The organism is Brotaphodocola sp. (genome assembly GCF_050873065.1).
GTDB lineage: Bacteria > Bacillota > Clostridia > Lachnospirales > Lachnospiraceae > Brotaphodocola.
This window is the reverse complement of record NZ_JBNMIC010000006.1, coordinates 65,015-77,017: the sequence shown is the minus strand read 5'-3', so window position 1 is coordinate 77,017 and position 12,003 is coordinate 65,015. Positions and strand designations below refer to the sequence as shown.

Below are 12,003 nucleotides of genomic sequence, written 5' to 3'. Positions count from 1 at the left end.
GGTATACGGATGATTTGACTTTGAGAGGTACGATTATGCAGTTTCAAAATATTGTGTCTTTGGGATATAACTGTGAGGTTTCTTTTCGGATTGAGGATTTTATTCACGATAAGATAAAGTCTTATCCATTTTCATGGGCTTATATAAAGGATCAGAAAAAATTTCTGGACGCACTTCAGAATCTGGATGACATTTTAAAGCATGAGATTGAAGTTCTCCCGTGGGGAATGTTTTTAGACAAGAAATATGGAATTTCTTTTCACGGAAAAGGAGATAAGGCAGCACTTTTTCAGGAAGATGGAACCGTAAATCAGGCAGTGGCTGATTCGATGATTGAGGAACTGAAATCACGGGAAAATTATCTGATTGAGAAGTTAAAAAAGCTGCTTGAATCCGATCAGACAACCCTGTTTATTGTAAAAGTTCCAAGCAAAAAAGATGGAAAAGAGAATGCAGAGTTTATCCAGGGAGTACTGAAATTTTTGAAAGAACATTATGTCTCGCAGAAATTCATGCTTCTTGCAGTGGCAGAAAAGAGCCATCTTGAATTTATAAAGTTCCTTGGTGAAGATGTTTGTGATAAGTTTCTGACGGTTCGGAGCGTTGAGGCGTTTGCGGAGGATGAAAATACGCAGACTGGCGGAGATATTGCCGGATGGATGGATGTAATCGGCAGATGTGGAGAATATTATCCCTCTCCAGAAGAACAAGAAAAGCGGGATGAGAGATTACGGAATCAGATTCAGGAACTTGAAAAACAGAGAGACGAGCTTTTGACTGCGAAAAACTGGCTGGATGAGCAGTATCACTTTAAGGATACTCGAATCGAAGAACTTGAAAAGTGGGTAGCAGAGCTTGAGTCAGGAAAAAAATGGCTGGAAGAGCATGGACAAGAGCAGGAAAAGTATATCGCACAGTTGAGACATATTATCTCTGGACTGATGAAAGCATAAGGATTTTAAATTTTAGATGTAAAATATAAGTTTGTTGAATAAAAATAGACTGTTTACAGAAAAAATAGAAAGAAGACAAAGAGTCCGGGTAACCGGACTCTTCTGAAAAAGTAGAACTTTCAGGAAGAATGGAAAATTTCAGGTGAGGTATAGAAATTGAATTCTGAAAAAACGAATAGAAATTGGAAAAAATGGGGAATGGAGTTGCTGATTACCATCGCAATTTCCATTCTTTTGCCGTATACCATGCTGAGTGATCGATTTTCCAATCATTCGGCAGATGCAACGATTGCGATCACGGATACTGCTCAGAAAAACAGTAAATCAGGTGGAACAGATGTAAGAATCACCAGAATGCGAATTGATGATGAAGATTTACCTTTAGAAAAGTTGGAAAAGAGCAGTGCGTGGAGATATGAGGACAGCATTTGGATGGCAGTAAATCCGGACTCTCCGGAAACGATGACCTATCATGTGGAAAATGCAAAACGAGTGGAGATTTATTTTCAGAAGCATGATGGATCTGGAATTGCAGAAGTCTCGATAAATGGAAAGAGGGCCGGCCGGATTGATCTGTATTCTCCGACGTGGAAGGATCTTGAATTCAGACATAATATCGGCGCAGTTTCCATTCAAAAGCATATTGCTTTATTTGTTTTAGTAGTTTTTTTGGTTGCGGGAAGTGTGCATATGTTCCCATATGCGTGGAATGAATGGAAAAAAAGGGACGACAGAGTCCGATGGGGTGGTACGGTTCTCGCCTTTTATGCGGTTTTGTGGTTTGGCAGTCTGTACTTTGATCAAAATATCTATGCAATGGAATGTTGTGTGTGGACGGGGATCATGCTGACTGGAGGTATTGGAACTTCTGAATATTTGAGGGAGAAAGATTGCCGGATCGGAAAGTATGAGAAGATGGCAAATGGTTTCTGGCTTTTGGTACTCTCGTACAGCATCTTCTTTGCAGCTGAACTGGTGGGAAGCAATGTAGAAAATATTTCGGGAATTTATATGTTGGGAAATATGGGGATCTATTTCCTGATGGTTTTGATTCTGTATATGATCACACGGACAGTTACGGGATCTTTTCTTTTTCCGGCAATTTTGAGTTATATTTTTGCAGTCGCAAATTATTTTGTGAATTCTTTCCGGGGAACTCCGATCACACCGGGAGATTTTCTTGCAGCAGGAACAGCGAAGAATGTATTTTTAAACTACAGATATGAGTTTCAGTGGGAAATGTTTGCCGCACTCTGGTTTCTTATTTTCTGCTTTGTCATTACCTGGTATCTTTATGGATTTCAGAGAGAAGGAAAGCGGGAAATGCGGGTGTGGATCCTGCCGTTTGCCCTTCTGGCAACAGCAATCATTGGGGGCCCGTTTTTTAAACCTCAGCTGGATCTCTGGAATCTGAATTACAATGTAGAACAATACGGTATTGCGATGAGCTTTGTCTCAAATGTTCGCAGCATGCATCTGGAAAAACCGGAGGGATATTCATCGGGCGATTCTGAATCAGAGTATGCAGAGTTCATTGAGGCGCCGGGGGCAGATCAGGGATTTCACCCGAATGTGATAGCAATCATGAATGAGAGCTTTTCTGATCTCAGTGTGATCTCCTCGAAATTAAATAATGAGGACTATCTGTCCTATTTTAATTCTCTTCAGGATAATTTTGTGAAAGGACATATGCTTGTCTATCCGATTGGTGGAGGAACTGCAAATACGGAATATGAATTTCTGACAGGAAATTCAATGGAGTTTTTACAGGGCACGATTCCTTATCAGCAGTTTATCAATAAAAATGGAACGTATTCAATTGCACAGATTCTGAAGGCGAGAGGATATCACACGATAGGAATTCATCCGTATGATAAGAGCGGATATGGAAGATATCGCGTATATCCACGTCTTGGATTTGATGAATTTCTTGATCTTCAAGATTTTGACAATCCGGAGTTAGTCCGTGAGAGATATGCGTCGGACAAGGCGTCCTATGAGAAAGTCATTGAGGAATTTGAAAAAAATCAAAGTTCAGGAAAACCGGTGTTTATCTTTAATGTCACAATGCAGAATCACAGCGGATATGACACCGGCTATTTTAAGGACAATGCTGTTCGCGTTCCGGGGTATGAGGGAAAGTTTCCAAATGCGGAGGAATATTTGACTTTGATTAAGGAGTCAGATCAGGACTTATCGGTTCTTCTTGACTATTTCCGTTCTGTGAAAGAGCCGACAGTGATTGTGTTCTTTGGTGATCATCAGCCGATGGTTGAGACCGAGTTTTATGAGACTCTGGTCGGAAAACCCCTCTCCGAGTGGACGCTTGCGGAAGCGCAGAAGCGCTATATTGTTCCATTCTTTATCTGGGCGAACTATGACATTGAAGCGCAGAATGATATGTTCATCAGTGCCAATTATCTCTCAGAGCTCATGTTTGAGAAAGCGGGAATGGATCTGGTTCCGTATCAGGATTTCTTAAAAGAAGTGCGCGCGGAGATTCCGGCGATGAATGGAAACGGATATCTTGACCGGGAAGGCAACTGGCATGAGCCGAGTGAGAAAAATCCGCTTTTGCAGGAGTACTGGAGACTCCAGTACCGGAACATGTTTGACAAAAAGATCCACTATTGACAAGGTCTCATCTTTTTGGCATAGTGGGAAGAAGTGATGAAATGTTTATTTTCAGGAGGAAAAAATCATGTATGATTATCTGATAGTAGGAGCTGGCCTCTACGGCGCTGTATTTGCCCGTGAAGCCGTGAAAAAGGGAAAAAAGGTATTGGTTATCGACCGGAGACCAAACATCGCAGGAAACGTCTATACGGAGGAGATTGAGGGAATCAATGTGCACAAGTATGGTGCGCACATTTTCCATACTAACAACAAAAAAGTCTGGGACTATGTGAATCAGTTTGCGGAGTTTAACCGTTTCACGAACTCTCCGGTTGCAAACTACAAGGGAGAGTTGTATTCCCTGCCGTTCAACATGTATACTTTTAACAAGATGTGGGGAGTTGTGACGCCGGAGGAAGCTGCCGCAAAGATTGAGGAACAGAAGAAAGCAGCGGGAATCACGGAGCCGAAGAACCTTGAGGAGCAGGCAATCAGCCTTGTCGGAACGGATATTTATGAGAAGCTGGTAAAGGGCTACACGGAGAAACAGTGGGGACGTCCGTGTTCTGAACTTCCGGCATTTATCATCAAGCGTCTGCCGGTTCGTTTCACTTTCGACAACAACTACTTCAATGCGTTGTATCAGGGAATCCCGATGGGCGGTTACACCAAGATGGTTGCCGGTATGCTCGATGGCATTGAGGTGAAGCTGGGAGTTGACTATCTGGAGAACAAGGCGGAGTATGATGCGATGGCGGACAAGGTGATTTACACTGGTGCGATCGATGCTTATTTTGATTTCTGTCTGGGAACGCTTGAGTACCGCTCTGTGCGTTTTGAGACAGAGGTTTTAGACAAGCCGAATTTCCAGGGAAATGCCGCTGTGAATTATACCGATGCCGAGACACCTTGGACGAGAATTATTGAGCATAAGTGGTTTGAGTTTGGCACCCAGCCAAAGACGGTAATCAGCCGCGAGTACAGTTCTGAGTGGAAGCCGGGAGACGAGCCGTACTATCCGGTAAATGATGAGAAGAACGGTGCGATGTATGAGGAATACCGGAAGCTGGCTGAGAAGGAGAGCAAGGTGATTTTCGGCGGCCGTCTTGGTGAGTACAAGTATTATGATATGGATAAGGTTATTGAGTCTGCGCTGAATATGGCAGAGAAAGAGCTGTGAGAGCTGTAAAACCTTTAAAAACTATAAAGGACGGCAGCGCATCAGATTGTATCACAGCAAAGCAGAATAAAATCGTATAAAAACAGCAAGAGAACCTGAAGCTGACAAGGAGATTATAAAGATGTCAGTCTCAGGTTCTCTTTTGCTGTAATCAGGTTGTTATGTCAGGGTATCTGATCAGGTATCTAATGAGTCAAAAAGATCGGAGTCATAGAACTCTCGAATCGAGACGCCGAGTGCACCGGCGATTCGAGAGATGTTGACAATGCCGGGGTTGCGGCTTCTTCCGCTAAGAATGTTTTTGTAGGTCGTTGGCGGCATTCCGGCAAGGGAAGCATTTCGATAGGCGCTGATTCCTCGCTGTTCACAGAGCTCTCGAATGCGACAGTTCGTGGCTTCGCAGATATTCATACAGGATCCCCCTTGATTGAAAACGGCTTTGCTACTCGTCCTGGTCCAGATTGTCAAATACATCAGAATCATAGAATTCTCGAATGGAAACGCCGAGAGCGTCGGCAATCTTATTGATGTTGACAATTCCGGGATTTTTGCTTTTTCCGTTCATGATACTTTTATAGGTAGACGGGGGCATTCCTGCGAGAAATGCGGTTCGGTAAGCAGTCTGTTTTTTTTCTTTACACAATTCCCGAATCCGGGTACTGGTTGCTTCACAAATGGTCATTTATCTCTCCTTTTTATGGTAATTTTAGGATAAATTTCCATTTGAAAAGGGCGATATATCGCCCTAAATGGCGCTTTTATGTCGAAAAATGTATAAATATGCCACAAAAAATGTCTTTGTTTGCAAAAGACGTGGAATACAGCGGATGGGCGATGATTTTTAGGGATTTTTTTAGGGACTTTTTAGAAAGGAAAACGACAAAAAATTCCCCACCTACAAACAAGATATGCAGGTGGGGAAGAGGAGTGCCGAGACCATCGTGCCTCGGCGTGAAAATGTGACAAGGCACATCCTTTTTTATCAGTGTGCGTCTGCGGAAACAGCCCTCGAATAAATTTTTCTCATGATGGATTCCACCTGAGGCTGGGAAAATTTTGTGCAGTGGGCTGCATTAAATTTGCCCATCTCTTTGAGCTGCTGCGGATCTGCGGTCAGGGTGAGAAGACCTTTTTTAAAACTGTCGGCATCATCCGCTTTGCGGATCATAATTCCGCCGGGACAGAATTCAAGATTTTCCTCTGTCCGGGACGGAGTTCCCATGAGATCCTGATTTCCGCGGATATCTGAACAGAGTACAGGACAGCCGCAAGCCATCGCTTCGAGCAGTCCCATCGGAAGGCCCTCCTGATAGGACGGGAAAACATAGAGATCACAGGCCTGACAGAGATCTAAAATATCTTTTCGATAACCGGCAAAGATCACGACCTTGTCGAGCGATAATTCTTTTGCCAGTGATTTGAGATACTCATCAAGTTTTCCGTGACCGCAGATCACATAGCGGATCGACGGAGAGAGTCGTCCCTCCTGTTTGAGCATGGCAAGTGATCTCAGAATGGTTTCGTGATTTTTGCGTTTGATGAGTTCGCCGGAGGAGAGCAGAAAGACGGCATCATCCGCAAGCCCGAGTTCTTTGCGCTTCTGTCTGTTTTTCTCCTCGCTGTATTCAGGGATCCGGTTTAAGTCTATTCCGGCTCCGGGAATGTAATCGACATAGCGGGCATGGAAAGAATGTTTGGCGCGCTTGTAATCTTCCTGATTGATGCAGAGCTGCTGTAAGGTAAAACGCGACAGGAAGCGTTCCATCGGGTAATAAAAAAGCCAGTTGATGAGCGGAGCACCTGTAAAAAAGTGAAAACCATGAGCCGTATAGATCACAGGGCCGGTGTGAGTGCTGTGTGCGGCAAGGCGTGCCATGACTCCGCCCATCGGAGTATGGCAGTGAACGAGAGAAAAAGATTCTTCCTTCATCAGGCGGCAGAGCTGGCGGTAAATTTTGATGTTGGACGGATCGAAAGGACTGCGGACAAAATCAATCTGGTGCCGGATGATTCCGGTTCCGTCGAGGCGATGGTTGTCATTGCCGTAGGAGGGCATATTGTAATTTGCGGCGTAATGAACCTCATATCCCATCTCCTGCAAAATGTGGACATTGTTCATCTCGAATTGAGGAACGAATCCGCTCACTGTGGTGACGAGAAGTACTTTCTTTTTTGATGTTGGGTTACTCATATGTTTCTGTTACCTGAACCTTTCTAATAATAAAGTGGAGGACATTTTACAGTACATGTACAATGATTTTTGATAGACTGACAGCCGGCAGCAAATGGAAAACAGGACGCTCATCCATGCATTCCATGATTCCATGCTGTGTAAGCATTTTAAACAGAGTATACAAGGTATACTATACCACAAAATAAAAGAGAAAAGATATGGAACGCCGGTGGATAAAAATGATTTTTCTGATTCTGCGAAAAATGTGGAAAACCTGTGAGATGCTTGCCTGTGGAAAACAACTTTGGTATGATGGAATTCAGAAAAGTGAAGTGGGGATACAGGGATGAAAAAACATTTGTGGAGGAAAGAGTTATGATAAAAAAATGGGAAGTGCTGGATCGAAAAACTGTTTTAAAGGATCGGTGGATCGACATTGAGGCGAGCAAATGCAGATTGTCAGACGGAACTGTGATTGAGCCATTTTATGTGAATCACATTCCGGATTTTGCTGTGATTGTTCCCGTGACGGAGGAGGGAAATGTGATACTTGTGCGCCAGTATCGCCACGGAGTTGAGGAGGTTCTTCTGGAGCTTCCGGCAGGATGCATGGAGCCGGGCGAGGCGCCGGAGATTGCTGCGCGCAGGGAGCTTGCGGAAGAGACCGGATGTACGGGAGGAGAGTGGGAATTCCTGTTTAAGCTGGCGCCGGATGCATCGAAGTCGAGCAACTATGCGTGGTGTTTTCTGGCAAAGGGTGTGAAGCGAACCCAGGGTCAGCACCTTGATGAGACGGAAGAACTCGAGATTGTTGAGATGTCTGTTTCCAAGGTTAGAGAGGAACTGGAAAAAGGGACATTTGTGCAGGCAGTTCATGCGGCAGCACTCTATGCAGCACTGGGAAAAATATTCTGAGAAGCGCACACCACGTCCATAGCTGTTTGAACTTGGGTGGGGTGTGCGCTCGTTTTTAGATTGGCTAAAAAACAAGTACTGCCTATACAAATTAATTCTGCTGATTTTTCTGGAGCTGTTCGATCTCTGCAAGATATTTTTTCTTTTCTCCGAGGAGATCCCAGATCATATCATGCATCCAGTCGATGGTTTCCTGCTGTTTGGCAGCCTCCGATTCCATATGGGCGATGCGCTCTTTATAATGTGCGGTGACTGCACAGAATTGGCATAAATTTTTCCCCGAGATGGGAGTTTCTGAGTTTAAAATCTGAACAAGCATTTCAATAAAACGGGAATTGCTCGGACGTTTTTGATTGTCAGAATCAGGTCCGCAGAAAAATTCTTTTCCGCCGCTTTTCCAGATCTTTTCGACCATGGTTCGGAGATTTCGCTCCACACATTTGCGGCTCGTGTGATAGAGATCTGCGATTTCTGGATAAATACATTTTGTGATGGAATTCAAGGTCTCCGGGTGTTCGAGAGCGATCTCGACAGCACGGATGCAAAACTTGTATCCACTGTAATGTTCACCAGCGCCGAATTGCTGGAGAATGGTTTCTAGTTCCGTTTTTCTTTCGTACATGACAAAGCCTCCGCTTTCTGCTATTGCAATCTTATATGGTTCATATCTGGAAATCAAACAGAAGCGGTCGACATTTTTCGACGCATCCAGTTTGCATACGTTTTGAGTGGGTTTTGCATATGCTCTGCATATGTTCTGCCTGCTTTCTGGATATGTCTGGTCTCTTTTTTGTGTCGTTCTGGCAGATCTCCATCAGGTTTCCCGAGCGCAAAGACTGCAAAATGAATTTTTTTGCACGCTCTGAATCTCATTAAATCAGACCAGATCTCAAAAACGGGTGCATTATAGAGTTACCGGATACAGGCGGGAATTTCTGTTCATTCTTGATTGTCATGCAGAAAGAAATAAGATATAATAATAATCAGAATTAAAACGGAAACAGCCCAGAACAGTCGAGCATTTTGAAAATTTTTAAGAATTTTGCGATGGGATGAGGGGTGTTTGACATTTTGGGGTGTCTGCGGAATATTGATCATGAGGGGGAGACGGATGGATAAGGTATTATATGATTTGATGGATTGGGCAGGAATTGAAGAGATTGTATATTCGGAGGCGGCAAATCCAGAGCGTCTTCTGGGACCGCATATGACGGAAGAGGGACTGGTCATTCAGGCGTTTATTCCGCGTGCGGCGGGAGTGACTGTGAAGCTTACGGCAGGCGGGAAAAAATATCCGATGGAGCAGCAGGATGAGGCAGGATATTTTGCAGTGCGGATTCCGAGAAAGAGCATGGCAAAGTACACGCTTGTGATTACCTGGGATACCGGAGCAGAGGAAGAGATTCATGATCCGTATGCATTTGCATCTCAGTACACCGAGGATGAAAAGAAGAAATTTGCGGCCGGAACTTACTATGATGTTTATGAGAAGATGGGCGCACATCCGATGGAGATCGACGGGGTGAGCGGTGTATTCTTCTCCGTGTGGGCACCTTGTGCAATGCGTGTGAGTGTTGTCGGAAACTTTAACAGCTGGGATGGCCGCCGTCATCAGATGAAACGTCAGGGGGATTCCGGCATTTTTGAACTTTTTATTCCGGGAGTTCAGAGCGGAGAGATCTATAAGTATGAGATCAAGACACATCGCGGAGAGCCGATGCTGAAAGCAGATCCGTATGCAAATTATGCGGAGCTTCGCCCGAATAATGCTTCGATTGTCTGGAACACGAACCAGTTTGCATGGACAGATGACGACTGGATGGCAAAGAGAGCGAAGACGGACTCGAAGGATCTGCCGATGTCCATCTATGAGCTTCATCTTGGCTCCTGGATCCGCAAGGAACTTGCAGTCGATGAAAATGGACAGGAGGTAGTTGGTTCCGAGTTCTATAATTACCGCGAGATCGCACCGAGACTTGCTGAGTATGTAAAGAAAATGGGATATACCCATGTGGAACTGATGCCGGTGATGGAGCATCCGCTCGATGCGTCCTGGGGATATCAGGTGACAGGATACTATGCTCCGACAAGCCGTTACGGAACTCCGGATGATTTTATGTATTTCATGAACTATATGCATGAGCAGGGAATCTCTGTGATTCTCGACTGGGTACCGGCACACTTCCCGCGCGACAGCTATGGCATGGCATGTTTTGATGGAACCTGTGTGTACGAGCATCAGGATCCGAGACAGGGTTCACATCCGCACTGGGGAACTCTGATTTACAATTATGGTCGTCCGCAGGTATGCAATTTCCTGATTGCAAATGCCCTGTTCTGGGCGGAGAAGTATCATGCTGACGGAATCCGTATGGATGCAGTTGCATCGATGCTGTATCTTGACTATGGCAAGAATGAGGGTGAGTGGATTCCGAATATTTACGGCGGACATGAGAATCTCGAGGCAGTGGAGTTCCTGAAACATCTGAACAGCGTTTTCAAGAAACGTGAGAAAGGAGCTGTCCTGATCGCTGAGGAGTCTACGGCATGGCCGCAGGTCACCGGAGATGTAAAGGACGGAAGTCTTGGATTTGACTATAAGTGGAATATGGGATGGATGAATGATTTCACCGGATATATGCAGTATGACCCGTATTTCCGCAGTCATCACTACGGTGAGCTGACATTCAGCATGCTCTATGCATACAGTGAAGATTTCATTCTGGTATTCTCTCATGATGAGGTGGTACATGGAAAGGCTTCGATGCTCTTGAAGATGCCGGGCGAAACGTATGAGGACAAGGCGGCAAACCTGCGTGCGGCTTACGGATTCATGTACGGACATCCGGGAAGAAAACTTCTGTTTATGGGTCAGGAGTTTGGACAGATTTCCGAGTGGAACGAAAATGAAGAGCTTCCGTGGGATATTCTGGAATATCCGCTGCACAAAAATATGCAGAACTATGTGAAGGCACTGAACGAATTCTATACCTCCCATCCGGCACTCTATCAGAAGGATTTCGAACCGGAAGGTTTTGAGTGGATCAACTGTACTTCTGCAAATGATGATATTGTGGTCTTCCTCAGAAAGACAGATAAGCCGGAAGAGACGCTTCTGTTTGTCTGCAACTTTGCACCGGTGGAGCATGAGAGCTTTGGTGTTGGCGTTCCGTTCCATGGAAAATATAAAGAGATCTTCAACAGTGATGCGAGTGCATTCGGCGGAAGCGGAAAGGGAAATCCGAGAGTCAAGACGAGCAAGGCAGAAGAGTGCGATGAGCGTCCGGAGTCGATTGTGATTGATGTGCCGCCGATGTCTGTGACGGTATTCTCCTGCACGCCGGCAGCAGCGAAGAAAGCAGCTTCCACCCGCACAACAGCTAAGAAGAGCACAAAGAGTGTAAAGAGCACCGCAGAGAAGGCAGAGAAAGCGGAGCAGACAGAAACTGCAAAGGCTACGAAGGCAACGAAGACAACGAAGGCTACAAGAGCAGCAAAGACTGTGAAATCTGTAAAAGAGAAGGCTGCGGAGAAAGTGGAATCAGTAGTTGCTCCGGTAACGGAAGAAAAGAAAACGGAGACGAAGCCGATTGAAGGAGTTAAAAAGGTAGTTGAAGCGGTTGCTCCGGCAGCTGAAGGAAAAGCAAAAGCTGAGGCGAAAGTGGAAGCATCGGCAAAAGCTGAATCAGAGAAAGAGAAGCCGGTAGTAAAGGTTGAGGCTGAACCGAAGCCGGAGGAGAAGCCGGCAGAAGTTGCAGCGGTAAAAGCCGAGACAAAACCGGAAGAGACAAAGCCTGTTGCGAAGAAACCGGCAAGAGGAAACCGTGCGAGAGCAAAGAAAAATTTAAAGAAACATACAAAGAAGAATAAGTAAGTAAAATAATAAGAGAAAGCCCATCCTCTCAATTTTTTGTGAGAATGGGCTTTTGAGGTAGCGGATGAAATTCTTATTGCGGTTATATTTATTGGCTGTTATAATTAAAACAAGGGTGCTACCTTATAACGGTAGGCGGTTAGTCCTTCAACAGAGGGACTGTGGTCTACACTCCGTTTCGGTCGGTGCTCAACGAGTGCCACTGGCACTCAGCACCCCTCTGATTACATAGAAACCTGAAAAGGAATCCATGGGAAAGGAGGGCTAAGCCAATGAGTATTATAGATTTTAT

The 12,003-nt window shown here is 45.0% G+C and carries 9 protein-coding genes; 5 read left to right on the top strand and 4 right to left on the bottom strand.

The annotated features are described in order from the left end of the window. Positions 1-35: 35 nt before the first annotated feature. The 3 genes from ACR0QE_RS03380 to glf all read left to right on the top strand — a co-directional run bounded on the left by ACR0QE_RS03380 (position 36) and on the right by glf (position 4,749). Positions 36-953 carry a hypothetical protein gene (locus ACR0QE_RS03380; protein WP_432626954.1) on the top strand — a complete coding sequence of 306 codons (918 nt, stop codon included), beginning with the start codon at positions 36-38 and terminating at the stop codon, positions 951-953. 198 nt (positions 954-1,151) lie between these two features. Then, positions 1,152-3,587, top strand: coding sequence for an LTA synthase family protein (locus ACR0QE_RS03375; RefSeq protein WP_432626953.1), 2,436 nt, complete (start codon positions 1,152-1,154; stop codon positions 3,585-3,587). A 67-nt stretch (positions 3,588-3,654) separates the two neighbouring features. Continuing rightward, a complete protein-coding gene (gene glf / locus ACR0QE_RS03370) occupies positions 3,655-4,749 on the top strand; it encodes a UDP-galactopyranose mutase (RefSeq protein ID WP_432626952.1) in 1,095 nt (364 codons plus the stop codon). Between the two features lie 177 nt (positions 4,750-4,926). On the opposite strand, the gene ACR0QE_RS03365 is transcribed toward glf, so the two are convergent. From ACR0QE_RS03365 to ACR0QE_RS03355, 3 genes are all read right to left on the bottom strand, one after another. Continuing rightward, positions 4,927-5,160: a helix-turn-helix domain-containing protein gene (locus ACR0QE_RS03365; protein ID WP_432626951.1), complete on the bottom strand. Its 234-nt coding sequence runs from the start codon at positions 5,158-5,160 to the stop codon at positions 4,927-4,929. Positions 5,161-5,191: 31 nt separating this feature from the next. After that, positions 5,192-5,431: a helix-turn-helix domain-containing protein gene (locus tag ACR0QE_RS03360; protein WP_432626950.1), complete on the bottom strand. Its 240-nt coding sequence runs from the start codon at positions 5,429-5,431 to the stop codon at positions 5,192-5,194. A 300-nt stretch (positions 5,432-5,731) separates the two neighbouring features. Continuing rightward, on the bottom strand, positions 5,732-6,940 hold the full coding sequence (locus ACR0QE_RS03355) for a glycosyltransferase family 4 protein (RefSeq protein WP_432626949.1): 1,209 nt from the start codon (positions 6,938-6,940) through the stop codon (positions 5,732-5,734). 357 nt (positions 6,941-7,297) lie between these two features. Between ACR0QE_RS03355 and ACR0QE_RS03350 the strand changes: the two genes are divergently transcribed. After that, positions 7,298-7,837 (top strand): NUDIX hydrolase, encoded by a 540-nt coding sequence (locus ACR0QE_RS03350; RefSeq protein WP_432626948.1) that lies wholly within the window; start codon positions 7,298-7,300, stop codon positions 7,835-7,837. Positions 7,838-7,928: 91 nt separating this feature from the next. Here ACR0QE_RS03350 and ACR0QE_RS03345 read toward each other — a convergent pair whose 3' ends face one another. Further along, on the bottom strand, positions 7,929-8,459 hold the full coding sequence (locus ACR0QE_RS03345; RefSeq protein ID WP_432626947.1) for a sporulation initiation factor Spo0A C-terminal domain-containing protein: 531 nt from the start codon (positions 8,457-8,459) through the stop codon (positions 7,929-7,931). A 489-nt stretch (positions 8,460-8,948) separates the two neighbouring features. Here ACR0QE_RS03345 and glgB point away from each other — a divergent pair, with 489 nt between their 5' ends. Next, positions 8,949-11,711, top strand: coding sequence for a 1,4-alpha-glucan branching protein GlgB (glgB, locus tag ACR0QE_RS03340; RefSeq protein ID WP_432626946.1), 2,763 nt, complete (start codon positions 8,949-8,951; stop codon positions 11,709-11,711). Positions 11,712-12,003: the final 292 nt, after the last annotated feature.

Excerpts from the sequence above, each read along its gene's own strand:
- ACR0QE_RS03380 (WP_432626954.1), top strand. The coding sequence starts at position 36 with ATGCAGTTTCAAAATATTGTGTCTTTGGGATATAACTGTGAGGTTTCT.
- ACR0QE_RS03375 (WP_432626953.1), top strand. The coding sequence starts at position 1,152 with ATGGAGTTGCTGATTACCATCGCAATTTCCATTCTTTTGCCGTATACC.
- glf (WP_432626952.1), top strand. The coding sequence starts at position 3,655 with ATGTATGATTATCTGATAGTAGGAGCTGGCCTCTACGGCGCTGTATTT.
- ACR0QE_RS03365 (WP_432626951.1), bottom strand. The coding sequence starts at position 5,160 with ATGAATATCTGCGAAGCCACGAACTGTCGCATTCGAGAGCTCTGTGAA.
- ACR0QE_RS03360 (WP_432626950.1), bottom strand. The coding sequence starts at position 5,431 with ATGACCATTTGTGAAGCAACCAGTACCCGGATTCGGGAATTGTGTAAA.
- ACR0QE_RS03355 (WP_432626949.1), bottom strand. The coding sequence starts at position 6,940 with ATGAGTAACCCAACATCAAAAAAGAAAGTACTTCTCGTCACCACAGTG.
- ACR0QE_RS03350 (WP_432626948.1), top strand. The coding sequence starts at position 7,298 with ATGATAAAAAAATGGGAAGTGCTGGATCGAAAAACTGTTTTAAAGGAT.
- ACR0QE_RS03345 (WP_432626947.1), bottom strand. The coding sequence starts at position 8,459 with ATGTACGAAAGAAAAACGGAACTAGAAACCATTCTCCAGCAATTCGGC.
- glgB (WP_432626946.1), top strand. The coding sequence starts at position 8,949 with ATGGATAAGGTATTATATGATTTGATGGATTGGGCAGGAATTGAAGAG.